Source organism: Methylobacter marinus A45, from assembly GCF_000383855.1.
GTDB classification, from domain to species: Bacteria; Pseudomonadota; Gammaproteobacteria; order Methylococcales; family Methylomonadaceae; genus Methylobacter; species Methylobacter marinus.
Genome location: NZ_KB912877.1, coordinates 599,844 through 625,712, shown reverse-complemented (window position 1 = coordinate 625,712; position 25,869 = coordinate 599,844). Strand labels below are relative to the sequence as shown.

Below are 25,869 nucleotides of genomic sequence, written 5' to 3'. Positions count from 1 at the left end.
TGGAAGGCATCAAGGAACGTGCCCGTTTATTTGAAAAATATAATTTATGAACTCAAAAATACCGAAACGAATCATTCAGATATGGGGTGGAAGTCCCGATTTGCCGTTGTTAGCGAAGGCCTCTGCTGCCAATGTGAGACTGCTCAATCCTGAATTCGAGTACTTGCTTTTTGATGATGATCGCATCGAGAGCTTTATCAATGAACAATTCCCTGAATATCGAGGCGTATTTGAGTCGTTCCGGTATCCTATCCAACGGTACGATTTTCTCAGGTACTTAATTATTTATCGTTATGGCGGCTTTTACTTCGATCTGGACGTCTTCCTCGCGTTTAACCTGTCAGAGCTATTGGATTTTGGTTGCGTATTTCCTTTCGAACGGCTGACCTGGAGCGACTTTTTACGCAACGAGTATGGGATGGACTGGGAAGTCGGCAACTATGGGTTTGGAGCGGCGGCAGGGCACCCTTTTCTGCGGGCGATCATTGAAAATTGCGTGAGAGCGCAACATGACAGGAAATGGAGCGAAGCCATGACGCATTCCCTTCCGCGCCTGCTCCGGCAAGAATTGTTTGTTATCTACACAACCGGGCCGGGATTGGTATCCAGGACGCTGGCAGAATACCCTGATGCCGCCAGCCAGGTAGAAGTGCTTTTTCCGGATAATGTTTGCGACAAAAAAAATTGTTGGAATCTGTTTGGAAAATATGGAATCCATTTGGGAGGCGGCAGCTGGCGTACTCAACATGGCTTCTTGGGAAAACGCCTGATCAATTTTTGGGCGGGACGGAATGAAAAACGGGCCATAGCATACGCCCGCGGGCTCGGCGGGAGCAGGTCCCTGGAACATAACACCATGACCAGCGGTTGATGGCATTGCCAGGCCGTTAATGTCAGTTCATGCCTCTCAGCCTTGTTCTGACGAGTAAAAATCTGCAACTTATTCAAAGTGTGCAAATAGTGCGAATAAATTCGCACCTACAAATTAACCTTCATGATTAAACTGGCTGACAATGTAGGTATGTATATGAAATGTATGGTAATAACAACGTGAAAAACGCCTATATCTATCCCATCAGCGCCAGAGCCGAAAAGGTTGCCACACATAACCCTTATCTTGACGACTTTGTTGAAGCCATGGGAACGCAGTTCAATTTTGTCAATAAGGACAATCCGTCGGCATCTGGCATCTTCGGCATGCTCAAATATTTATTCCAGATCGATTATGTTTTTTTTAATTGGATTGAAGATGTTCCGGACAAAAAAGCCGGATTGGCTCAGGCAATCTTTCTGCTCTTTTTTCTGCACATTTCGAGCTCATTGAAAATTAAAGTGATCTGGACGATGCACAATAAGCTTTCTCACTCCAATGAGCATTTTTTGCTGAAAAAAATAATATTCCGAACTTTGCTGCGCAGAGCGGACGGGATACTTACCCATTCGAATGAAGGCGTCCGATACGCGGAAAGCATGGTGCCCGGCAGCCGGGAAAGAATCATCTACTTGCCGCACCCGGTAAAAAACAGAATAAGCCAGCGAGACAGTCAGAAAAAATTCGATCTGTTGATCTGGGGGACAATAACCCCCTATAAAGGCATAGTCGAATTTCTTGAATATCTTTACAGGAACAATTATCAAAATAAATACGAAATCTTGATAACCGGTAAAGTGGCCTCAGAAAAACTACTGGATCTATTACTCGGCTGCTCCAATCAGAATATAGTTATCAAGGATGAATGGACGGACAATGAAGCCTTGCAGTCTTTAATCGGCCAGTCAAGGCTTGTTCTTTTTACTTATGCCAAGTCCAGCGTTTTGAGTTCAGGCGCGCTAATGGATTCGCTTGGATTCGGGGCCCGGGTCATTGGACCGGATGTAGGAGCATTTGCCGATCTCGAAAAAGAAGGCCTGATAAGGACTTTCAATGATTTCGATGATTTAGTTGCAATATTGGATGATGAACTACATAACGCAAGCGGCATTTGCAACGACAAGCTGACGTTTTTTTTGGGCGATAATTCATGGTTTAGATATGCCGAGAAATTAGGGAGTTTGCCCCTCTTCAGTTAATTTCCGGAGCTATTCGATAGAACGCTTGTACAATGCTAAGCCGGCGTTAAACACGCCACGTTTTTGACGCATCGTCTCTGTTTGGTTGAGTTGTTTTATCAATCTATCGCCTGTCCACTTGATTGGATAAGCCATCAACAGATCATTAGTAATATTGCTTAGGTGTTTGTACCAACTTTTATGTTGGGGTAAAACTGGAGACAATAACCTCTCAAGCACACAAAATGCGGGGCGATTAAGGCGGGCAGCTAGTAGTCAGTCAATTTAATTATGACGGGTAAATTGTAGGTGCGAATTCATTCGCACTATCCGCAAGCTATGAATGCTCTGCAAATTTTACTCGTCAGAACAAGGCTGACTGAGTACTAGAGTGCCGGGCGCTAAAGATGAAGGGGACGAAAGATTCCTGAAATTTCAAATGCTGTCATTTGATTCGACAAGGATGAAGAATGCAAGCGATGCATTAACAGGGTAAACGGATATCTCAGGCGCTTGAAACGCCAAAAACACCTTGAGATAGAACGTCGACCTAACTGTGGGTCTTTTTGAATGGTTCCCCCCTTTAAAAGTCCAGTGAAAAAACAGGACGGCGATGTAAGTGAAGTTGGCGTGCCCCGCTTATCAGATCTTTAAAACCGAGTTTGGCTCAACCATGCATCGTTCGAATGCAGATATTTGGAGACATTTATGGCGCTTAGGAGCGATATCCGTAAGTTGGTTAATCGGGTAAGTCTTCCTGTTTTTCGGCTCAGAAATTCAAATAAAGAAAAATTTGAGTGCCCGGTCTGTAAATATTATGGCCCGTTTATGGATGTCAAGCCTGCGACAGGCATGAGAAAGCATGCGAAATGCCCTAATTGCGATGCCTTGGAACGGCACAGACTGCAATACCTGGTACTAAACAGGCTTTTACTCGACTTGCATGCAGAAGAGCTAAAGATACTGCATTTTGCCCCGGAGGCTTTCTTCAGGCACTTTTTTGCTGAACGCTTCGGCCAATATCATACGGCGGATCTGGATATGGAAGATGTGGATTTCAACGTTGATCTGCAAGCGCTCCCGTTTGAGGATGCAGCCTATGATTTCGTCTTTGCCTCGCATGTCCTGGAACATATCCCGAATGACAAGAAGGCCATCTCGGAAATAAGGAGAATTCTGAAACCGAACGGTATAGCCATTCTGCCCCTGCCGTTAGTTGCAGAAACAACGGTTGAGTATCCTGAGGCCAATCCAAAAGAGTTCTATCATATACGCGCGCCCGGATACGACTACTTCGACCGATTCGAGCCTTATTTCTCCAGGGTGGAGAAAGTTTATTCCTATTCACTACCGGCTATACACCAATTATTTATTTATGAGGATAGAAGCCAATGGCCAACGGAGGAATGTCCTTTGCGGCCTTCGATGCAGGGCGAAAAACATCCGGATATAGTGCCTGTCTGCTATGTTTGACCCGCCAGGTTTCCACCGAATCTCGCATCTTGCGTGGAGGGGTACTGGTACCCGGCTTTATGCGCAAGGCCCTTTGGCGGGTCGATTGCGCTCATGAACTCTCGTTACGCTGAGCCAGTGCATCTGGCGGCAAATACAAGCTTCCTTCTCATGAAAACTATTGCAGAAGCAGACGCAGGCAACGCATGAAGAGTCAGTCAATCGATACCATTCATTCAGCCCTTCACCGTTTCATGGACTGGCTCGATGATTACGGGGAGACCTCGCATGATCACCAGAGTTTCTTCGCAGGCCCCGTCGGCGGCGGAGCGAAAGCGCTGTACTACCGCAAACCGGCGCTAGGGACCCTGGCTGTGGCGCCGATTATTTTCTGTGAGGCCTTTATTCCGTCGGCACGGCGGTTTTTTTGGAAAAAACAGCGCTTTCCCATTGCCGATGCCCACTACGCCATGGGCTTCGCATTGCTGGCACGGTTGACAGGGCAGCAAGCATACTATGATCGTGCGGTCCATTTTTTACATGTACTCGAACAGACAAGGTCTCCGGGATTCAGCCATTTTGGCTGGGGATACCCCTTCGATTGGGTCACAAGGACCGGCGTGATGGCGACCGGCACGCCGCTGATCACAACGACCCCGTATGTGTACGAAGCTTTCTCTTACGTGCATGAGATAGATGGCGAGGACCGGTGGCTTGAGACCATGTATTCCGCGGCGGAGCATGCGGCCAACGACATAACGGACAGGGAAATCTCCGTGGACGTTGCCACGGCGGGTTATAACCCGTTCGATTCGGAAGGCGGAGTAATCAACGCCAGCGCTTACCGGGCTTTTTTGCTCATCAGCGCGGCGCTGCAATTCGGGCGCGATGACTATCGGCGCATTGCCGAGCGCAATCTTAACTTCGTTCTTGAAGCACAGCAGCCCGACGGCTCCTGGTATTACTCCGTCGACGGGGTCAGGGATTTCGTCGATCACTTCCACACCTGTTTCGTGCTCAAGGCTCTGGCCAAGATCGAACAATTGACCAGCCACGAAGGCTGCCGCAAGGCGATCAAGGCGGGTACGGATTACTACGTGCGCCACCTGTTCGACCAAAACGGATTGCCAAAACCATTCTCGCGCGCGCCGCGATTGACGGTGTATCGCCAGGAGCTTTATGACTACGCCGAGTGCATAAACCTGGGCGTTCTGCTGAAAGGCCAATCCGCTGAACTCGACGATCGTGTGCAGGCTGCCGTGAATGACTTGCTGGATAATTGGCAAAAGCCCGACGGTTCCTTCCGGTCGAGGCGACTGCTGCTCGGCTGGGACGATGTCCCCATGCACCGCTGGGCGCAATCTCAGTTATTCAGGAGTCTCTGTTTTCTGCTTTATTCCCTGAAGGAAGGAGAGCGGGCGGCATGATTGATTTTTATAAGGGTTGGGCAGTTTGCCGCGTTCCGCCGGCGCGTATGCTGCATTCCGACTCATGGCATCTGTGGATTTCCTGATATGTGCGGTATCTGCGGTCAATATAATTTCATCGATCAGCAACCGGTCATGCCGGCCAGGATCAAGGACATGGCCAGAACCCTGACGCCCAGAGGGCCGGACGACGAGGGGTATCTGTTTTCCGGTCCGCTGGGCCTGGGTTTCAGGCGCCTGTCGATTATCGACCTTGAAGGCGGGCATCAGCCCATGTCCGACCAGGATGAATCGGTCTGGGTGGTGTTCAACGGCGAAATCTATAATTTCCCCGAACTGCGCCGTGAATTGCAGGGGGTTGGCCACATCTTTCGCACACGCTGCGATACGGAAGTGATCATACATGGCTACAAACAGTGGGGTACCGATGTCTTCAATCATCTCAACGGCATGTTCGGCCTTGCCATCTGGGATGACCGGCGCAAGCGGCTGATTCTCTCCCGCGACGCCATGGGCATCAAGCTCGTGTACTACCGCGTCGATGCCGCAACCGTCCTGTTCGGATCGGAGCTTAGAGCCATCCTCGCCGCATTGCCGGAACGGCCTGACGTGGACATGACGGCCCTGAACCTCTTCCTTCGGTATCGTTACACGCCTTCGCCGATGACGCTTTACAAGGGAATCCGCAAGCTTGCGCCGGGCACGATGGCGATCTTCGAGAATCAATCATGGCGCGTTGAGCGCTGGTATCAAACCAGGCCGCGGCATTTTTCGCCGGCGAAATCGGATGCGGAAGCGAAAGAGGAACTGCTCGATATCTACAAGCGGGCGCTAAAGCGGCACCTCATCAGTGACGTGCCCTTGGGCCTCCTGTTGAGCGGCGGTATGGATTCGGGACTGCTGCTGGGCTTGATGTGCCTCTATGGCGATGCCTGGCCTACCTATACCGTCGGTTACGGAAAATCCGCCTATAAAGACGATGAACTGACCGATGCCGCGGAGACGGCGCAGCTCTTTTCCGCCAGGAATATATCGGTAGAGCTTGGCAGGGCGAGTTTCGAACAGTCGCTCTCCAGGATCGTTTCCATCCTCGAGGAGCCCGTCGCCGCATCCTCCATCGTACCCATGTATTTCGTCTGCGAGCGCGCGCGTCAGGACGTCAAGGTTGCGCTCATGGGGCAGGGGCCGGATGAACTGTTCGGCGGCTATAAGCGTCACCTCGGCGTTCACTATGGCGGCTATTGGAGAGGTTTCCCAAGCTGGTTGAGAAAAAGCATGGCCGCGAGCATCACGCATCTGCCGCGGAATGAAACCCTCAAGAGGGGCGTTTATTCATTAGGCATTGAAGATCGAATGCAACGGTATCGGCAGGTATTCTCGATCATGCCGGGCAGCACCGTTGACAGCCTGTTCAGAGAGGGCGTGCTTCCCGACAGGGCAGGGGACAGTATCCGCGGGTTCTGGAAAGATCTGGAGCCGGAAATGGAGGGTCTCGATGAACTCGGCGGCTTCCAGGTTCTGGAGGTCAGATCATCCCTGCCCGATGAACTGCTCATGTACGCGGACAAACTGTCCATGGCGCACGGCCTTGAAGTGCGCGTGCCTTTTCTCGACCGGGAGATCGTCGAGTACGCCGAGCGGCTGCCTGCCGTCTTCAAAGTCCGGCATGGCCAGAGAAAGTGGCTGCACCGCAAGGTCAGCGAAGGTTTTCTGCCGCATGCGATCCTGAAAAGGAAGAAGCGGGGCTTTGCTGTGAATGTCGTTGACGAGTGGTTCCATCATTCTCTCAGCCATAATATGGAAGGTCATTTGCTGGACGACAGTTCGCGGATGTTTCAGTTTTTGAGCCCGCAAGCCGTACACCGTCTTCTGGACGATCACCGCTCGGGCAGGTCAGACAATCACAAGATGCTGTTCAGCCTGGTGGTTTTCGAGGAATGGCTGCGCGCGAATTAAACGGCGGACTGTCATGTTCGCGGCATAAAGGGCCGTGCGGCAAAGCCGACGATACTGGAACAGGAGGCAACATTTATGACGATTGAATATGTATTGATTACACCGGCCCACAACGAAGCCGCTTTTATCGAAAAGACAATCCAATCCGTCATTCAGCAGACGGTGCCGCCCAAGCGCTGGGTGATCGTGAGCGACGGTTCCACGGACGCTACGGATGAGATCGTCAAAAAATACCTGGACGGCAGAAAATGGCTGGAACTGGTCAGGCTTCCGGAGCGGAAGGAGCGCAACTTCGCCGCCAAAGTGCAGGCGTTCAATGCCGGCTATGAACGGGTCAAAGACCTGTCATTCGATGTCATCGGCAACATTGATGCGGACATTTCCTTCGACAATGACTTCTTCGCCTATCTCCTGGGGAAGTTTGAGGAGATGCCCAACCTGGGCGTCGCCGGAACCCATTACATCGAAGGCGGTTTTCATTCCTATGCGGACAGCTATATCAATGTTCATCATGTCAACGGGCAGTGTCAGCTTTTCCGCAGGGCCTGTTTCGAGGATATCGGCGGCTACGTGCCGATAAAAGGCGGCGGTATCGATTGGGTGGCGGTAACGACGGCGCGCATGAAGGGGTGGATGACTTACTCCTTCGCGGACCGGGTCTTCCATCACCATCGAAAAATGGGAACAGCCGGCAGCAACGAGCTTATGTCCCGCTTTAATTACGGGAAAAAAGATTATTTCCTCGGCGGTCATCCGCTTTGGGAACTCTTTCGGGGGGCTTTTCAAACTCTTAAGAAACCCTACCTGGTCGGCGGCATGGCGTTGCTGTGCGGCTATTTCTGGTGTTGGCTGACCCGCTTTGAAAGACCGGTTTCCGAGGAACTCATGAAATTCCATCGACAAGAGCAGCTCGGCAGACTTCGGCAGCTTCTCTCGGCGCCCTTGAACCTGCGCGGCAGGTGATCGGTGCGCAGCCAGGGCTGCGTTTTTCACGGTTTAACAGGAGGATTGAATGTCAAAAAACATGGCCGCATCCCTGCCGTCCGCAAGCCGGATTTTCACCAAAGAGACGCTGATAAACGGCAGACCCGCTCAGACTGAGCACATTAAAATCGGCAAGCAGACGTTTTCGATCGAGCGAGGCCTGCTCACTGTCGTCCGTCTCGAGGATGAGTGGTATGAGGATATTGACGAGCCGCAAGCAGTGGCCAGGGCGTTACAGGAAAATCCCGGCTTCAAACCCGATCTTTTCACTTTTTGGCAACGGATGCCGGATGTCGAGCCCAGGTACGCCTATTATCAGGAATCGGAAGATTTGGCCGTGATCCCGATTACGACTTATGACCACTGGTGGAGCCATCAAATCAAGTCGCGAGTGCGCAGTCAGATCAGAAAAGCCGAAAAGGATGGCGTGGTGGTCAGGGAAACAGTGTATGACGACGACTTCGTGCATGGCATGACCGCTATCTTTAACGAAGCGCCGATCCGTCAAGGCCGGAAATTCTGGCATTACGGCAAGGACTTCGAAACGGTCAAGCGCCAGTTTTCCCGCTACCTGTTCCGGGAACACATGATCGGCGCCTATTATCAAGGTGAAATGATCGGGTTCATGATGCTGGGCGATGCCGGCCGGTTCGGCCTCACGGGGCAAATCATCTCCAGCCTCAAGCATCGCGACAAATCACCCAATAACGCTCTGATTGCCAAAGCCGTGGAAGTATGCGCGGCGCGAAAGCTGGATTATTTGATCTATGTTTTCTGGAGTGATGATTCGCTCGCCGAATTCAAGCGGCGCTGCGGTTTTCAAAAAGTGAGCATGCCTCGCTACTACATTCCGTTGACCTGGAAGGGTGAGTTCGTGTTGAAGTGCGGCGCGCATCGCGGATGGCGGGCGATGTTGCCGCAATCCGTCAAAAAACCGCTCAAGCAGCTCAGAGGAATATGGAACGGATTGCGCCAGAAATGAGCAGGCTGCGCGATTTTGTATCCGGCCGGCTTCGCGGACCCAACCTTTGGTTTTTTAATTAAACAAGCACGGGGAATACAATGCCTGGAATAGCCGGAATAGTCAGTCGTCGACCCGCCGAGGAGTGTCAGCGCCTTGTGGACGCGATGATCAAAAGCATGAAATATGAGCCGTTTTACGCATCGGGGACCTGCTTCGCGCCGGAAATCGGCGTCTATGGCGGCTGGGTGGCGCATGACGGTTCCTTCGCTGCCCGTCAGTCCGCGCACGGTGATCGCGACGCTGTAACCCTGCTGTTTTCCGGCGAGTGCTTCTTTCCCTCTCCGGACACGCGGGCCGGGGCCGATGTGGATCGGTTGCCGCGCCGGTATGAGGCCGAGGGTGAGCGCTTTGTCGAGCAGCTCAACGGGCTTTTCAGCGGTTTGCTGATAGACCGTCAACAGAAGCGTGCCTTGCTTTTCAATGATCGTTACGGCATCGAACGGATATACGTTTATGAAGACGGTGACGGCACGGTTTTTTTCGCCAGCGAGGCGAAGGCGCTGCTGCGGGTTGTGCCTGCGCTGCGGGCCTTCGACGATGAAGGGGTGGCACAGTTCCTGACGTTTGGCTGCACCCTCGCCGGACGAACGTTGTTTAGCGATCTGCGCTTTCTGCCCGGCGGTTCCGTTTGGACTTTTGGCAAACATACCGGCAATCGTAAAGAGCAATATTTCCGCCCCGAACAATGGGAATCGCAAGCGGCTTTAACTGAGGAGGCTTTCGAACGGGCGTTTTTGGAGACCTTCGCCCGGATACTGCCTCAATACGTGTCCTCGGATTCCCTGACCGGCATATCGCTCACCGGCGGGCTGGATACCCGAATGATCATGGCCGGCATCCACGGGAATGCGTTCAAGCCGACCTGTTACACGTTTTCAGGCTTAACGGAAGACACGCTGGATGTTCGGCTGGCGGCCCGCGTGGCTCAGGTTTGCGGTCTCGAACACCGCGTTCTGCGCATCGGCACGGATTTTTTAACCGACTTCGGGCGCCATGTCGACCGGACGGTGTTCGTGACGGACGGCTGTGCCGGCGCTTTGACGGCTCACGAAATCTACTTCAATGAACAGGGCCGGGCGCTGTCTCCGATTCGCCTGACCGGAAATTTCGGCAGCGAAATTCTCAGAAGCATGTCGACGTTCAAACCGGCCAATTTTCCGGCGGCACTGATCGATGCGGACTTTAACCGACTCATTGAGTCATCCGTGCAGCGCGTGTTTGATAAGCAAAAAGCGCATCCGGTCGCCTTTGCGGCTTTTCAGGAAATCCCCTGGAACCTGTTCGGCACGCTTGCCGCCGGCAGGTCTCAAATGACTTTTCGCACTCCTTATCTTGATAACGAAGTCGTCGCGCTCGCGTTTCGAGCGCCGGCAAGCGCCCGCCTGTCTCCCCGGTCCGCCTTGCGCTTCGTGCATGAGAACAACCCGGCGCTTGGCGGAATCCCCACTGATCGGGGGGTAATATGGGGCGGCCGCGGTCCTTCTTTCATGGCAAGGCGGCTTTTTTCCGAATTTACCTTCAAACTCGATTATCTGCACAAGGAAGGGCTGCCGCATACTCTCTCACCATTGGACCCGCTCATTGGGGCTCTTTCGAAATTCGGGCTGCTCGGGCTGCATAAGTTTCTGCCTTACAGAAGCTGGTTCAGGCGAGAGTTGGCCGCCTATATCGGTGAGGTGTTAAACGCTGCACAGACGCGGCAGTCGCCCTATTGGAATGCTCAATTCCTGGCATCGATTGCCGCGGACCATAGCGGCGGGGCGAAAAAACTACATCAGGGAGATTCATGCCATACTGACGCTGGAAGCGACCGAGCGCCTTCTGATTCGGGGTTCTTCGGAGCCTTCCGGAACAGCCGCTGACAGGGGCAATTGAAAAAACCGGACGCCTTTGCATTGGGATTATTGAACTTCATATTCATAGATTATGCCGCCATCCTTAGCCACTTTATTGACAGTCTCATTCATTTTCGTTCTCTTTCGCCGGGATTTTCACAGGCAGGGCGAAGTCAGTGCGGCATTGTGGCTGCCGGTGTCATGGATGACGATTACGACAACGCGGTTCGTCTCTCAGTGGATCAACCTCGGGTCAGGGCAAAGCGTCAGCATGGCCGAAGGAAGTCCTGTCGATGCGCTCTATTTTTCAATACTGATCATGGCGGGCATTCGCATCCTCGCTCTCCGGCGTGTGGTCGTCGGCGATATCCTGCGAAACAATCCCTGGTTGGCGGCATTTTTTATTTATAGTTTTCTTGCCATCGCATGGTCTGATTTTCCGTTTGTCGCCTTCAAGCGCTATATCAAAATCCTCGGCCATCCGGTGATGGCCTTGATCATTCTCTCCGATCCCGATCCTGTTAATGCTTTCAGGACGGTTATGAAGCGATGCGCTTATATCATCATGCCGCTCTCGGTTCTGCTCATCAAATATTACCCTCAGTACGGCAGAGGCTTTGACGCCTGGGTGGGCGGGGCCACCAACAACGGGGCCATGCTTACCAAGAGCGAACTCGGCTTAGGGTGCATGTTATTTGGCTTGTTCTTCTTGTGGAATTTGTTAACGGCGCGACGCATTGAGGATTCCCGTATCAGGCGAGAGGAACTCCTTCTCAGCACCGGGTTTCTCTGCATAATCGGATGGCTGTTGCACATGGCCCAAAGTTCAACTTCTCTCGTCACCCTCCTGATCGGGGCGGCCACGATCAGTATGATAGGCATGCCGATCATCAACAAGCGATTTATTGGAACCTATGTGGTTGTCGCGGGCCTCGTGGCTGTCTGGGCTGAGTTTACCTTCGATGTGTATGATACTGTCGTGAAGTTGCTAGGGAAGAATCCGACGTTGACCGACCGGACCGAGGTTTGGGAGGATTGCCTGGCCCTGGCTAGTCATCCCCTGTTCGGCGAGGGGTTTGAAAGCTTCTGGTTGGGTGAGCGACTCGATATTCTCTGGGCGAAATGGTGGTGGCAGCCAAATCAGGCGCATAACGGCTATATTGAAACGTACCTGAACACGGGAATCATCGGGGTGTTTCTATTGGTCGGACTGCTCATATCGACTTTCCGCAAGATCCGTATCGATCTGTTGAGTGATTTCGACTTTGCCCGCCTGCGGCTCGCCTTTTTGTTTGCCATTATTTTCTATAACTATACCGAAGCCACTTTTAAAGGCGTTTCCATTGTCTGGACGGTTTTCCATATAATCGCCATTGAGTACCCAAGGCCGCTGCAAACGCGTACCGAGCAAGTCGTTCAGCATCAGAGACGATTCCGCTACAGTCAATTCCGCTATAAAAAAACGTCGTGACAAAGAGCGGTAGGCTATTTGATTTGTCTGGCAAGCGGGGAGGTTAGCCTCTTGTGCCGGGTTTCCGCAAAGCTCCAACCCAGCCTACCCGCTGTCTCTGATGGGTGCCTATTGGCTGGATGACATTAAATCGGTTAGGGAATAATTCGAAGATTCGGTGGCGGAGCCATCGGCATTGCCCCGGCGGAACCGTATTCATAAGCCCCTATATCCCAGGCCGCCCCTTGCGGGCGTGGAATGCTATTGATGCTGTCAGCGAAGGCGCCGGCAAGGGCTGTTCCTCCGTCTATCGCGCTGCTTCCGGCATTCAATGACAAGCCATCGGTGTTGGGGCGAAGATCTGTCCCGTAATCGCCGATGAAGCCGGTGGGTTTTTTGCTCGTATCCTTAAAGCCGGGGTCGGCGCTGACCAGTAAGTTGTTCGACCGGCTCTGTATGGCGCTAGCATTCCGTAGCGGGTTGCCGGCATATTGCACAATGTTATTCCTGAACTCGAAGGTGTTCACTGTTGACGAATGTCTGCCCAGATCGATGAAGGTATTGACGAACGTGTTGTTGTAGACGAGGAGGTCGAGGGTTCCGGCATTTTCGCTTAAATTGAAGGCGCCGCTGGTGTTGTTGTCGTATAGGATATTGCCATGAAATTTCAGCTGCTTGGCGCCATTTTTGTAGAGTCGGACAATGCCGTTATTGGACGGGGTCGTAAGAATATTGTTTTTGACGGTAACATTATCAGCGCCACGCTGTTTGCCATTATTTTCAGGTCCGCTGACAAATATGGCCGACGAGTTCACATTGTGGACATAGTTGTTCTCTATCGTCGAGTTATAGACCCAGCCCTTGATGACGAATCCATGGCCTCCATTTCCCGCGGCATAATCCCGGTCTAGTCCGGTGTTATATACGTTACATCCCCGGACGGTAATGTTTCCTATTCTTGAATTCGGATCGTCGTTAGGATATAGGACGATGGCGTCTCTGCCGATGTCATGAACCGAGCAATTGATGATTTCGACATTCTCGAGAATGCCGCCGCTGCCGCCGAAATTACTCATCGCGATGCCATATTTATATTCTCCTTTCGACTGCTCAGTGAAAACATGATGGACTTCGACGTTTTCAACCTTCTTTGTTGCTCCGTTCATCAAGCTCCAAAAACCATGATTGATGTCGATACCATTCGCGGACATGTTATTCACATCCACTTCAAATCCCTTGAAGAGAGTCTGAATAGTGGGATGATCTCTAAATCTGATAACGCCATTATCGTTGAAATCATGGCCCGCCGTTATTTTTGCCCTGTATCCGGTCGTCCCGGAATCGGCTTCCCATTGGTCGCCGATATAACTGACGCCGCCTGCCAGAAAAAGTCCCTGGGGACTGCCGGTAACCGTCCAGTTGTCGTCCCTGTCAAAGTAGACAGTATCGCCCGCTTTTAACTGGCCTGATCCGGTGTATGCCGCCATTCCCGGAGAATGCTTCCAGGGACTGCTTGGGCTGGTGCCGCTATTGCCGTCGTTTCCGCCTGTCTGATCAATATAGTAAACAGCGGCATTGGCGGCTGGATCATAGGTTAACAGTATGAATGCCAGTAAGGTTTTGGATGCGGTCATTTTGTCGATCCCTCCAATTCAGGGCGTAACGCGCTGAATCGGCTAAGCCCGGCAGGTACAGAAATCCGGGCCAGGGAAGCCGCCGGCTTTCCTGGCTCCTAAAGGCTGGAATTTATAAGGATCTGGCTAGAGCGGCTTCCTGAAATGAGGGCCTGGCATAGGTTGTGCCGGCCAGGAGCAGGCGCTCCAGGCGGCACAACCTGTGTTTAAACAGGAACTGATTGACGGCCAAATCCTAAGGAACGTGAATTTTATAACTCCCGCAGTTGACTTGTCTTTCTGTCCCTCTTCAGCGTTGCGCAAACAGTTACATAGCTTGCTATGCGCCTGTTTGCGCGCCTTGAACAGGAACAGAAATCCTGCCTCAATCGCGGGTTTTATTTCATTCCCGTTCCTAAACGCTTATTGGATGCGCAGATTGGACGGAGGTTGCATTTCGTTCGTCGGTCCCGTTGTTGGCCCCGTTGTCGAGCCCGTTGTTTGGGTCAACGGATGAGGGTAGGTGTAAGGAGTGTAGCCGGGCTTGCTCGAGCCATTGACGGCATCGCGTCCCCACTTGAAATAGGTCTCCCAGTTGTGTCCGCAAGGGTTTCCCCATCTCCATCCGTCCTGAATTGCTACCGTTCCCGTATTACCCCATATATAAATAGGGTCGGTAAAATACTTGCTTCCATCATAGTTCTGGCCAAGCTGCCGTGGAACCGGATATTTTACATTCTCGCAACTGCCTTGCGGCCTGGCATCTTCCGCTCCGCGAATAGAGAAGTGAAGCTCTGCTTTATTGCCCCAGTAAGACCCGGCAAGATTTGCTATCTGATTATTAAAAATAACGCCGGTCCCGCCGCGAATCCAGACAGCCCAGTTCTGATTGGCGATCTGGCTGGTGCCGCCGTCATGTTTCCAGGTATTGTTATAAACCTCGAAATGCCTGACGCCTTGAGAAGATGTTGCCAACCCGTGGCTGTTAAACGATGAATACGTCAGGGTGTTGTATCTATAAACGCAGCGAGTGGAATCATCGCAATCAATGCCTTGGTTTGCGCCGCCATAAAAAGTATTGTTTTCGATATAGTGATTCCGCTTTCCTGTCGTATCCTTACTCCCCATGGTATCGGCCGTGCCCCACGAATTTCCGGAATCCTGGGAGTCTTTGGGCTGAATAAAAGAATCATCCTGCTCGCCGGTAAATGAGTTTCCGGCGATAATGACCCCGCCGGCCACATTCAGGCTGAACAAACCGGAGTTGCTTATCGTAAAGGCATTGTCCTGGATGACCACGGGTTCAGTATTTTGCCATGAACCGCCGATCGTCCAGCCCTTGCTCCCATTGCCGCCGCCGCTTTTTGAAAAGCTGAATCCGGAAACACGGATAGTCCCCGCGGCCTGTTTGGTAATTGTATTGTTGCCGGTCAATGTGATTTTTGTCTGGCCAACGCCAGCCCCTTTAAGATGGATTGCCTTGCTGATCGACAAACCGGACCATGAGCACGAACCGGCGGGTACTTGCACCGTGTCGCCGGCAGTCGCCGATGAAATTGCACTGGATACATGGGTTTGCGAGCAACTTTCGGCACTGACAGTTGCCGCCCATGATTGATTGGTTACACCTGCCATACCTATTGCTAATACAGTAAGGCAGCGGATTCGAAAGATTGACATATTCACAGAATTTTTCCTGGCTCTTTGTTGCACGAGCTCGTTTGTTTATTACTTACAACGGTTGATCATGAAACGGCAATAATGCGCTATTCATGATCACGTCGGTAGTTGATTGAAAGTTAGGGAGTTGATAATGCAGGATCATCGCGCTTTCCTTGATTATTAGCCTTTGGCTTTTAGTGAATCCGGACCGATAAAGCGATAAAAATCAGCTCCATTACCGGTTAAGTGGTCTTGGAAATGGCAAGCGCAAATGGTTATCCGCGTATTCATTGGGTTCATCTCGATGTGCGTGTCAATGATGCTGAGACAGAGAATGCTGACTTCTTCATGCTAAACGTTAAACCGGCATGCACCCGACTTCGGGCGGCAGACGGAACGGACATCGCACCGGGCGATGCACGCTCCATCATTATGCCACTTAAGCCGTCAGTGATTCAGTCAATAGCCATTCCCATAGACCGACATCGACGCATTGGCTTTATAGCCATCGCCCGAACCAGTCCATGTGCCGGGCAAGTCTCTCAGACTGCGGCCGGAACTCTGCTCTATCACGCCTGTTCCTGAACCCACTTGGTTCAGAAATCCGATTTCTCCATTCAGCCCCAGTATCGCAATCCAATAAGGCTGGTTCGCGGTAACAGAGGCGCTGGCAATGGATACCGAGTTCCATGCATCAGGTTTAAGCGTTTTCAATGTACCTCTGCCGATAAGCTTTCCGGGATGGCCATTATTATCGGAATAAATACCGGCAGCCAACTGTGTCGCGGTTGTGCTGGCATCCAGATAGACCTGTACATCCGTTACCATGCCGGCCTTCTCGGGTACCGTTTGGTAAGCTTGTGCAACGCCTTGCGGTCTGTTTTCGACCCAAGGTTCTTCATTCCGGTCGCCCATGACAAACTGAGGCGGATTGGAAACGCTGATTGCGGTTGTTTTGTTGCTATTGATTTCCGTTGCGGTCAAGGCTCGATTATAGATCCGCATCTCATCAATATAGCCTTTGAAGTACTCGCCCCAGATGCTGTTTCCACCGATGCGTAACACGCCGCCGGATTGGCGAATCAGGCCTTTTTGTTCCTGCTGGGCCACTTCGGCGCCGTTCACATAAAGCCGTTGATATTGGCCGTCGTAGGTCGCCACAAGATGCGTCCACTGATTCGCCGGCAACTGGTTGGGGCCGGAGATAATACGGTAATCTCCATTATTGATATAAGAAACAGGCAGATTGGCATCTTCATTGGCATAGAGGCTGTAATCATCGCTACCGCCAGCTATTTCTTTAAAGAATACCGTTTTTCCGCCAATTGTCAGCGATTGCGGGTATACCCATGCTTCGAGGGTCATGCCGGTTGAAAGTGCCAGCGATGCGCTGTTTTCGATAGTGACCCAATCGTTTACGCCATCAAACTTCAGGGCTTTCCCATACCGGCCGCTGAAGATTCTGACGGCCTCCTTGATAGTGCCGTGGTTGCCATTGCCCGAGGCATCGACAACAGTTTTGCCATTGGTTTCCTCAAATCCATAGGCTGCCACCAAGCCGTCATTGCCGGAATCTGTACCGGCATTTTCGCCAGTAGACCCGCCGGGGCTTTCGGTAGTGCCGCCCGTTCCAACGCCAGTTCCTCCGTCGGTTCTTCCATCTGTTCCTCCGCCGGTTCCGTCTTCATTTTCATTGTCGGTTCCGCCGGTCGTTGTGGTGACCGGCACCGTCATACTGACTTCATTGGAATAGCCGCTTTCGGTGGATCGGGCCGAATCGTAGGCCTTCACTCCGAAAAAATATTGAGTACCCTCTTGCAGTCCCGATACCGTGAGGGTGTTTTTGTTACCGACATCGATGCTTGAGTCGTAATGGCCGCTGCTTTGACCGTAAGACACTATATAACCGCCGATATCGGGCGAAGTGCTGGCGTCCCAGGCGAGGTTTGTGCTTCCTGCGAATGAATGGCCACTGAATGAGAACAGGGCAAGCCCGATCGACCCAAAGCGCCTGCACAATCCGCTCAAGGAAGTATTTGTAAAATAGTTGTTCATAATAATTTTTATGGCCCTCTTATATTGTAGGAATTGGGCTTAAGATTAGTAGATGACTTTGCAACAGGTTGTGATGAAGTTCATCAAACAGAAGGTGGGCTAGTATTGTTTTGCGTTTGGAGATTGAGGTGAAAAATTGAAATAGCACAATTTCCGGTGAGCTATTCAAAAGCGCCTGTCAATTTAATGAGCATCAGACACATCATAAGTATTCGTGCTAATAGGCATTTGCATTAAACAGCAAGATAATTGGGCAAAATTCTTTTCTTCTTATGGCGCAATACAATAGCTAGCTGGGATTGATAAAAAGTTTACGCACTCAATCTCAACTGACCACGATCTCCAGTGAACCCAGCATGTAAAAACCGTTTGTTAAAAGTACTGAATAAATTAAAAAGACCTTGAAGTACGTATTCCCCCGTAAAACTAAAGCACAGCCATGGTAAGGCGCATTAATTAAAAACGTCTTAACTACGTAAAATTACTTAGATTGAGTAAGGATTAATCAAGCGATTATGGTTGGACTTAAGCAGTGGATCCTAAACAGGCGTTCTGGCAGTCAATTCCCTTGGTACGGGCCATGGAATGCAATTCCAATCAGGACTGCTGGAATGAAAAAATTGACCTTCAGGTCATCTGCGGGAAACAGCGGCTAAGCCGCGCGATTAGTGTTTTTTGGATAGTGAAAATAAATGCAGGCAGTGTGTGAACGATAATCAGAAGAATTTATCTAAAAAACACAGGATTATGATAGGCGAAAGCTAACCACCATGGCGTTAAATTGCGTTTAGTGGTTAGGCTTTTATCTGTAAACGAAGAGGACGCGTAAGGAGGACCAATGAATATTCAGCAACTGATATTGGCGGGTGTAATGGTTATGTTCCTGGCCGCAGGCAATGCTTGGGCAGAAGATAACGAAAACAGCCGGAATACGTCGATTTCATCCTCTCAATCAACATCACGCCAGGTATCTCAAACAATACCTATACAGTCATGGCTAGATCAGCTAGACGCCTGGAGGGAGCAACTGGCTGCCTGGAGGGAGCAGTTGGCTGTTTGGCGTTATCAATTATCGCAAATTGATCCTGACCGGTCAGGTGTGGGTTCCGGACCTGTACCGGGTGGAGTTCGTGATGTCGTTCCCGAAATTGATGCCGCATCTGGAACCAGTGCGATAGCTCTGCTGGTAGGCGCTTTACTGCTGGCAGGCGAAAGGTCCCGGTCTCGACGCTCTTAGCATTCCCTGGCGTTGACCATTAAAACCGGAGCAGAACACTGTTTTCTGATTCGGTTTTCTTTGTTGAGCGGATAATGCTTGAATATGTGGTGTAATTTCGCCGGTCCGCCGCTTCAAATCAGGTCCGCTGCCGCAAAGCAGTTAGCGGTTCGCTGGCTATTGCTGTTAGAACTCATGGCATTTGAGCTCGTGGCGATAACAGCCCGCTATGAGGCACCGCGTTTCCTGGCAGAGGATGCCGATTGGTCAGCGAAGCTGTTTCATTCTTCGAAAGGGATTTGGCATGCGGGCCTTTGGGTTGCCTGCGCTTGTCTCCTGATGCTCAGTCCGCGGCTTAAGGCTATTCTTGTCAAGGCACGTGAACAGTCAAAAGAATACCACTGGTTGGTTTGGTTGGCGGTTCACGTACTCGCTTTCGCCGTATTCGCGTTTGCCACGGAGCTCATATTTGAAGACCCCCTCAATCCCTCGCGTCTTTCGGGGCCCTGGTTTATCAGCTGGATTGTGCTGGCCGGCACAAAATTGTTGTCATGGCTCTTGGCTTTAGCCCCAGGATATTTCTGGTTGCGATTGATTCGCCAGGAATATGCGGCATTATTCATGGGCTGCTTGTTAGGATTAGGCGCCTGGATACTCGTAGCGACCCTTAGCCGTTACGACACCTCTCTGTTGGGTCAGGAAAATTTTTGGAATTTCCTGGCCGTGCCTACTTTGCAGCTCGTCTATTCCATGCTTGGCTGGGTATATTCCGACCTTGTCTACCAGCCAGAAGAATTCCTGTTAGGCACGTCTGTTTTCCAGGTTGAAATCACGCATTTTTGTTCGGGTATCGAAGGTATTTCCCTGATCACTATATTTCTTGCCGTTTATCTTTGGCTGTTTCGTAAAGAATTACGTTTTCCGCATTCCTTCTGGCTTTTTCCGCTCGGTATAACCGTGATTTGGTTAGCCAACGCCGTGCGCATCGCCCTTTTGATCGCGATCGGCACGTCCATGTCGCCCGAAATAGCCTTGCAAGGCTTTCATGCGCAAGCCGGCTGGATAGCGTTTACCGTAATTGCGCTAAGCGTAATTGCCCTGTCGAATAAGATGCGGTTTTTTGCCGTTGCCGGGCCAGACTTGCCGGTTGCTACAACCGGTAAATCTCTCGCCGCCGCCTTGCTCGTGCCTTTATTGGTTATGATGGCAGCCACGATGATGACCTCGGCTTCCTCCAGCGGCTTTGACGTCCTCTATCCCATGCGTATTGTGGCTGTCGCTGGCATGCTTTGGTATTTCCGCAAGGCTTATAATGGCCTGGGTTGGCGGTGGACCTGGCAGGCTCCGGCCATCGGGGGCGCGGTGTTCATGATCTGGATGCTGCTGGAGCCAAATGTCGACAGCAGCAAGACGGCGTTATCACAAGGTTTGGCGGCACTTGCCGATGAGATGGCAGCGGTCTGGCTGCTGTTCCGTGTATTCGGGTCGGTCATCATCGTGCCTCTGGCCGAGGAACTGGCCTTCCGCGGTTACTTGATCCGCAAGTTGATTTCGAAAGATTTCGAAAATGTACCACTCGGGCGGTTCTCATGGTTTTCGTTCATACTTTCATCTATATTGTTCGGGCTATTGCATGAACGCTGGATTGCGGGGACTTTAGCGGGAATGGGATATGCCCTGGCTCTTTACCGCCAAGGGCGGCTGGCCGATGCCGTCATTGCGCATATGACGACTAACGCATTGATTGCTATTTGGGTTTTGGCGCAGGCGCGATGGTCTTTATGGTCATGACCAAGGATGCAAGGTGATAGTTAGTTAATAAGTATAAGTCCTGTTTTACGGCCTTCTTTCAATAAGAATAAATCTATGATAAGAATAAGGCCGTGATTAAAAATCATGTTGAGAAATTTGCTCCGTTCCACAACCAAAGCCAGCGATGCCGCCCCTCGATAGCGTTCTTTAGGATGCGGGCTTGCAGCATCGATTTTTTTTCATCTTGAATCAGTAGAAATCGACATCTTGCATATTCAGCTTGTTGGTGAATATATTAATGAATTAACGCGACGGTTCCGGATAACTAGCGAATGAATACATTCATCTTGAAGAGATTGACACTCCCGTATTTTAAAGGCCGTCATTTAGTGCTGTTCCTCGGCTGCTTACTTTGGTTGTCAGCTCAGCCTTTTGCCCTGGCAAACGCGATTTACCACCTCAATCCAGGCGATAAACTGGAAATTACCGTTTGGGAAGAGGATAAGCTAAAACAGGATGTTGTGGTGCTGCCGGATGGCACCATCTCTTTTCCCCTGATCGGACACGTGGCCGCCGCCGGCAAAACGACCGAGGATCTGGCCAGCTTGCTGCGAAAGCGTCTTAGTCAGTATATTCCTGACTCTGAAGTAAACGTCAGGCTGCTTGCCGCGGACGGCAATATGATTTATGTCACTGGCGAGGTTGCCCATCCGGGGGCGTTTGTGATGGCAAGACCTACGGATGTGATGCAAGCTTTGGGCATGGCCGGCGGTTTAACGGAGTTCGCTGAAAAAAACAGCATACTGGTCCTGAGGCGTGAAGCAGACGGTCGGCTCAAATCCTTGCCTTTCAAGTACGGTGAAGTTGAGGATGGTGAGAATATAGAATCGAATATATTGTTGCAAAGCGGCGACACTATCGTTGTGCCTTGAGTTTTTTTCAAAAAACATGTGTCGCGGCCGGAAAATCATATTAGTTGTTATGGCCTGCATTGGTTTCGGGAAGGACGCGGCAGCAGTCGAATGGATGCTGAAAGGTTCCTTGAACCAACAGGTGGAATACAATGACAACATTTCGATGAATCCTGTTCGTAATGATTCTGTTGTCGGATACGTTTTGACGCCAACCTTACAAGCCAGCCGAAAAACCAGGGTATTGGATATCGCTTTCGAAGGCCAAGGGGACATTCGTCGCTATGATGATTCGCTTTGGGATTGTGATAAATACAATCTAAGACTGAACAGCGATTATCGGACCAAACGCAGTGTTTTCAGTTTAAAAGGCGAGTACGCCGTTAGTTGTACCTATGCCCAACAAATCCTGGATACAGGACTGCTTTTACCCAACAGCCAGACTGATAACTATCAGCTGGCACCTTCATGGGTCTGGCAGTGGACTCCTCGTGATCAATTGATCCTGGATGCTTCGTATTCCAGGACAAGTTACAGCATTCCACTTGACGGTATCGATGCAAGTGTTAGTAATGATTTCTTGAATTTCAGTGGCAATGAGACCTATACCGTCAATCTGGGTGGGAATCATGAATGGAGTCGACGTCTTTCTTTAAATGGAAAATTTTATTTTTCTCACATCCGATATACCGGGGGGGTGGACGCCTCGGCTCAAAACCTGTTTGGCTTTCAACTGGGCGCGAATTATACAATCAATCGCAGCTGGACAGTGAGTGCCGCTGGAGGGCCGATATGGATTGATGAAACCAGAAGCAACTCGGCTGACGTTCCGTCTGGGCAGAGTCCTTCATTGTCCTTGGGAAGTGCTGCCAACATCACTTTAAGCTATGATGATCGGCTGAGCCAATTCTCCGCCGGTTTCTCCAATGCTGTTAACCCAAGCGCCATCGGCCAAACGCTGCAAACCAACTCAATCTTCGCTAATTATTCGTACCATTTAACCCGGCATCTTGTGCTGGATTTCACGAGTAATTTTACCCGTAGTGAATCGATCGAAGGCCAGCCGAGTGGAGATCTGACCGGTCAATTTGATCGCAGTTATTTTTCCGTAGCCGCGGGTATTGCCTGGGAGTTCGCGAAAAACTGGCGGCTCAAAGGCAGCTACATTTACAGTTGGCAGGATTTTCAGCAGGACAATCAGGATTTTCAGTCGGACCTTCAGGCGCGGAACTTATTTGTGGGAACGAGTGATTCTAACGCCGTGACGGTTTTTCTGAATTATTCCTGGGATGGAATCCGGCATTCGCGTTAGCGGTACTGAAAATCAGCTTCGTTTGCTTGCCGGGCGTCAATGCAGGCATTTTGCGGAATTTGCAGGATTAATCGCCTGCACAATGACTCTGTGATAGCCCAGTGTTCATGCCAGTTTAAGTTGGTGTGCCTGAAGATCAGGCACATAACCCTAACAGGGTAAGCTTCTTATCAAAGCCAATCTGTCGGGTTGTTCTGAAGGACCAATGAAGACCTGGTAACGGTAATCATTCAAAATCAAGTCCGGCTTTTCTCCAGGCGTTTGCGCCGCCTTCAAGATTGGTCAAGTCATGGTAACCCAGTTTATATAAAGACTGGGCCGCCGCATTGCCCATGGGACCGCCTTCGCAATAGAGGTAGATAGCGGTATTTTTATCTTTGGGCAGCAGGTCTTTGTATTTCTCTACTTCGTCGTAAGGAATAAACAGGTCGGTTCCTTTTATATGCCGCTGTTTGGGGGTGTGAACATCAACAAGAAATATGTCCTGCTGCTGCATGATCCGGTTTAACTCCGCCGGGGTTACAACTTTCACATAGTCCGGCTTTTGAAATGTACAGCCGGAAACGAGAATAATAAAAGCGATGATGAGATGGTATTTTTTCATAACGACGGGATTGGGCTTCATTAAGACAAATAATACAGGGATGCCGGTCGATGAGTATATTGGCTTTGGCACTGGCCCACAACTTTATCTAAACCGGCCGACCAAAAACGATCAGACGCTATCCTGTCGCGCCAGGGCTTTACCAATTTATTTGAGAGAAGTACCGCCGTATTGGTTTGCACGCTATAGTTTATCTACGCTTCGCTTAATCCCATCTTACTGCCAGCGGGCACGCTTGCGGCTGTGAAGACGCATTAATTACACTCTTTGCCAATTTTCACTGATTATTCCGTTTTTAATCGTTGATGATTAACAGGGATAGCGATTTCATGCTAGGCTAAACCGATACGAATCCATACAGAGATGCCTGCAAATTTGATCAGTGTTGATTACCGACAGACTTAATCCCTTACTTTGCCGGGCAAATCCAAATTCAGAAAAATCACGCAATGTCCCCTATTATCCGATTCGACCAGGTATCGGTCAGCGTCCATGAAAAAATGTTGCTGTCCGATGTCAGTTTTGATCTTTTCGCCGGCGAGAAAGCCGTGCTATGCGGCAAGTCCGGTTCCGGTAAGAGCAGTGTGCTAAGGACTTTGCTAGGCCTGCATCCATTAAGCGGGGGCATGGTTTACTTTCAGGGGGAACCTCTTGACCCCGCTTCGATTTTGACTATCCGAAACCATACCGCTTATGTCGGGCAAGAGCCGATACTGGGGGCTGAAAGCGTGCGGGAAGCTCTGCTATTGCCCTTTGGGTTCAAAGCGCATCAGAGCCATAAGCCCCGGGAAGATCAGATCATTGAGGTATTGCGGCGCTTGCACTTGCCGGCGGATATTCTGCATCAGGAAAGCAGCCGTATTTCCGGCGGGGAAAAACAGCGAATTGCCTTGGCACGCAGCCTGCTGCTGGGCAAAAATCTCTATCTGCTGGACGAGGTTACCAGTGCGCTGGATACGGCAAGCAAACAAGCCGTGTTCGATGTTTTCTCCGATTCCAGTCTGACGGTTTTGTCAGTAGCCCACGACCCCGATTGGATGGCGCGGTGTGATCTCGTTTTTGAGCTTGAAGAAGGGCGTCTGACAAAACGTAGCGGGCGGTCCGGTAAAGTGTCCAATATGCAGGATACCGGTGTATAGCAACTTTTAGATTCGTTACAGGCAAAAGGCAATGGAAACACTCGATATCGCGCTACCCCGGATGGCGATGCTGTATGGACTCTGTTTGTTACCCTGGCTGCTGCTCTGGCTGACGGGCCTGCGTTTGAGCCGCGATATCGGTATCGGCATCCTGCGCATGAGTATCCAGTTGGTGCTGGTTGGCATCTATCTGAAAGCGCTGTTCGACCTTAACAATCCCTGGCTGAATGGGTTATGGATATTGCTGATGCTGCTGGTCGCTGATTGGAGCATTCTGCGCCGGGCAGGGCTTAAAGCCCGTTATTTTTTTCTCGCTACCTTTATGGCTGTGGCCTCCAGCATAATATTTTCCACCGCCTATCTGGTGGTTCTGGTCATTCAGCCGGAGCATTATTACGATGCCCGGTATATTGTGCCTTTGGCCGGCATGATTCTCGGCAACTGTCTGCAAGGAAACGTTATCGCCTTGGAACGGTTTTATTACGCCCTGCGAAAAAACCAGCTGGAATATGAGACCTTCCTGATGCTGGGAGCGACTCGTTGGGAGGCGGTGCGCCCTTACTATCGCGCCGCGATCAAAGCGGCAATCAACCCGGCCATTGCCAGTATGGCTACCATGGGACTGGTATCACTGCCCGGCATGATGACCGGCCAGATTTTGGGCGGTAGCGATCCCTGGATAGCCGTGAAATACCAGATCGCCATCATGATCTGTATTTTCACCAGTACTGTCATCGCCTGTATTTTCAACCTGAAGCTCAGCTTGAATATTGCGTTTGACGCGTTTGATGTCTTAAGGACTGAAATGGTTGACAAGCATTGACCGAGGCCGGAGGCATTATGCAGTGGTCGAGTTATTTTATCGACATCACGAGATGCCTGCTTTTGTCAGGGCGTTTGATGATAATGAAAAGGTGGCGCTGAGCCGTGCCGGAGAACGGATGGAAATGCTGAAAGGATGAGGTGTTGTGGAAAAGGAGAGCCTATAAACAAAAAACTTCCAAGGCCGTGAAGCCTTGGAAGTCATTAAGTTGCTACATGAAAAATTGATCCGGGCAGCATATCAGGCAAGATGGTCATTCGCATTGCATGTGTCCTGCATGGGCCCGTTTACGGTTCAGGTTGACGTTGCTGGCAATGGCTGCCGCCGCGAACAGGGTGGACGAGATGATAAATTCTCCTGAAACAAAACCCAGCAGGCCGGTAACAAATACCACGCCAGTCAAAATATCTTTATAAAAGTCACTCATGTGTAAATCCTCAATCAAGTAAAAAGGTTGCTTAAATTGCAGCTTAAATATACGTTAGACTTTTATAGGTAACAATAGCGCAAAAATTATATTAATTGTTTCTTATTTGTATGCAATAAATTAATAGTCTTTTAATAGAGGCAGGGTAAAGTAGTCAAGGATTGCCATGACTCGTTCA

The 25,869-nt window shown here is 50.7% G+C and carries 20 protein-coding genes; 15 read left to right on the top strand and 5 right to left on the bottom strand.

Annotation, left to right across the window (positions count from 1 at the left end; all coding sequences use genetic code 11):
• The first annotated feature begins 46 nt into the window (after positions 1 to 46).
• The 9 genes from METMA_RS25650 to METMA_RS0102695 all read left to right on the top strand — a co-directional run bounded on the left by METMA_RS25650 (position 47) and on the right by METMA_RS0102695 (position 12,198).
• Positions 47 to 871, top strand: a complete 825-nt coding sequence (locus METMA_RS25650; protein ID WP_020157534.1) for a glycosyltransferase family 32 protein — start codon at positions 47 to 49, stop codon at positions 869 to 871.
• A 179-nt stretch (positions 872 to 1,050) separates the two neighbouring features.
• Positions 1,051 to 2,070: a glycosyltransferase family protein gene (locus METMA_RS0102730; RefSeq protein WP_156830439.1), complete on the top strand. Its 1,020-nt coding sequence runs from the start codon at positions 1,051 to 1,053 to the stop codon at positions 2,068 to 2,070.
• Between the two features lie 687 nt (positions 2,071 to 2,757).
• Complete coding sequence (locus METMA_RS0102725) at positions 2,758 to 3,522, top strand: class I SAM-dependent methyltransferase (RefSeq protein ID WP_027146991.1); 765 nt, start codon at positions 2,758 to 2,760, stop codon at positions 3,520 to 3,522.
• 185 nt (positions 3,523 to 3,707) lie between these two features.
• Positions 3,708 to 4,928, top strand: a complete 1,221-nt coding sequence (locus METMA_RS0102720; RefSeq protein ID WP_020157531.1) for an AGE family epimerase/isomerase — start codon at positions 3,708 to 3,710, stop codon at positions 4,926 to 4,928.
• An 87-nt stretch (positions 4,929 to 5,015) separates the two neighbouring features.
• Positions 5,016 to 6,884 carry an asparagine synthase (glutamine-hydrolyzing) gene (asnB, locus tag METMA_RS0102715; protein WP_020157530.1) on the top strand — a complete coding sequence of 623 codons (1,869 nt, stop codon included), beginning with the start codon at positions 5,016 to 5,018 and terminating at the stop codon, positions 6,882 to 6,884.
• A gap of 75 nt (positions 6,885 to 6,959) precedes the next feature.
• Positions 6,960 to 7,847, top strand: a complete 888-nt coding sequence (locus METMA_RS0102710) for a glycosyltransferase (RefSeq protein WP_020157529.1) — start codon at positions 6,960 to 6,962, stop codon at positions 7,845 to 7,847.
• Positions 7,848 to 7,896: 49 nt separating this feature from the next.
• Complete coding sequence (locus METMA_RS0102705; RefSeq protein WP_020157528.1) at positions 7,897 to 8,850, top strand: N-acetyltransferase; 954 nt, start codon at positions 7,897 to 7,899, stop codon at positions 8,848 to 8,850.
• Positions 8,851 to 8,930: 80 nt separating this feature from the next.
• Positions 8,931 to 10,754 (top strand): asparagine synthetase B family protein, encoded by a 1,824-nt coding sequence (locus METMA_RS0102700; protein WP_084254074.1) that lies wholly within the window; start codon positions 8,931 to 8,933, stop codon positions 10,752 to 10,754.
• Positions 10,755 to 10,911: 157 nt separating this feature from the next.
• The gene (locus METMA_RS0102695; protein WP_232216311.1) at positions 10,912 to 12,198 is read left to right on the top strand and encodes an O-antigen ligase family protein; all 1,287 of its coding nucleotides are present in this window, start codon (positions 10,912 to 10,914) and stop codon (positions 12,196 to 12,198) included.
• Positions 12,199 to 12,332: 134 nt separating this feature from the next.
• Here the strand turns inward: METMA_RS0102695 and METMA_RS0102690 are convergent, their stop codons facing one another.
• The 3 genes from METMA_RS0102690 to METMA_RS0102675 form a co-directional block, all read right to left on the bottom strand.
• Entirely contained in the window at positions 12,333 to 13,811 is a 1,479-nt protein-coding gene (locus METMA_RS0102690) for a choice-of-anchor Q domain-containing protein (protein WP_020157526.1), read from the bottom strand.
• 402 nt (positions 13,812 to 14,213) lie between these two features.
• Positions 14,214 to 15,476, bottom strand: a complete 1,263-nt coding sequence (locus METMA_RS0102685; protein ID WP_198014450.1) for a right-handed parallel beta-helix repeat-containing protein — start codon at positions 15,474 to 15,476, stop codon at positions 14,214 to 14,216.
• Between the two features lie 435 nt (positions 15,477 to 15,911).
• Positions 15,912 to 17,507, bottom strand: a complete 1,596-nt coding sequence (locus METMA_RS0102675; RefSeq protein WP_020157523.1) for a LamG domain-containing protein — start codon at positions 17,505 to 17,507, stop codon at positions 15,912 to 15,914.
• Positions 17,508 to 18,345: 838 nt separating this feature from the next.
• Here METMA_RS0102675 and METMA_RS0102665 point away from each other — a divergent pair.
• The 4 genes from METMA_RS0102665 (at position 18,346) to METMA_RS0102650 (ending at position 22,698) form a co-directional block, all read left to right on the top strand.
• Complete coding sequence (locus tag METMA_RS0102665) at positions 18,346 to 18,744, top strand: VPEID-CTERM sorting domain-containing protein (protein ID WP_020157521.1); 399 nt, start codon at positions 18,346 to 18,348, stop codon at positions 18,742 to 18,744.
• Between the two features lie 84 nt (positions 18,745 to 18,828).
• Entirely contained in the window at positions 18,829 to 20,514 is a 1,686-nt protein-coding gene (gene xrtE, locus METMA_RS0102660; RefSeq protein ID WP_020157520.1) for an exosortase E/protease, VPEID-CTERM system, read from the top strand.
• Between the two features lie 293 nt (positions 20,515 to 20,807).
• Positions 20,808 to 21,407: a polysaccharide biosynthesis/export family protein gene (locus tag METMA_RS0102655; RefSeq protein WP_020157519.1), complete on the top strand. Its 600-nt coding sequence runs from the start codon at positions 20,808 to 20,810 to the stop codon at positions 21,405 to 21,407.
• Positions 21,408 to 21,456: 49 nt separating this feature from the next.
• Positions 21,457 to 22,698 carry a hypothetical protein gene (locus METMA_RS0102650; RefSeq protein ID WP_020157518.1) on the top strand — a complete coding sequence of 414 codons (1,242 nt, stop codon included), beginning with the start codon at positions 21,457 to 21,459 and terminating at the stop codon, positions 22,696 to 22,698.
• Positions 22,699 to 22,924: 226 nt separating this feature from the next.
• Here METMA_RS0102650 and METMA_RS0102645 read toward each other — a convergent pair whose 3' ends face one another.
• Entirely contained in the window at positions 22,925 to 23,302 is a 378-nt protein-coding gene (locus METMA_RS0102645; RefSeq protein ID WP_027146987.1) for a rhodanese-like domain-containing protein, read from the bottom strand.
• 449 nt (positions 23,303 to 23,751) lie between these two features.
• Here METMA_RS0102645 and METMA_RS0102640 point away from each other — a divergent pair, with 449 nt between their 5' ends.
• Together METMA_RS0102640 and METMA_RS0102635 are read left to right on the top strand one after the other, a co-directional pair.
• Positions 23,752 to 24,441 (top strand): ABC transporter ATP-binding protein, encoded by a 690-nt coding sequence (locus METMA_RS0102640; RefSeq protein ID WP_020157516.1) that lies wholly within the window; start codon positions 23,752 to 23,754, stop codon positions 24,439 to 24,441.
• A 31-nt stretch (positions 24,442 to 24,472) separates the two neighbouring features.
• On the top strand, positions 24,473 to 25,264 hold the full coding sequence (locus METMA_RS0102635) for an ABC transporter permease (RefSeq protein WP_020157515.1): 792 nt from the start codon (positions 24,473 to 24,475) through the stop codon (positions 25,262 to 25,264).
• 253 nt (positions 25,265 to 25,517) lie between these two features.
• Here METMA_RS0102635 and METMA_RS27360 read toward each other — a convergent pair whose 3' ends face one another.
• Positions 25,518 to 25,691 (bottom strand): hypothetical protein, encoded by a 174-nt coding sequence (locus METMA_RS27360; protein ID WP_020157513.1) that lies wholly within the window; start codon positions 25,689 to 25,691, stop codon positions 25,518 to 25,520.
• Positions 25,692 to 25,869: the final 178 nt, after the last annotated feature.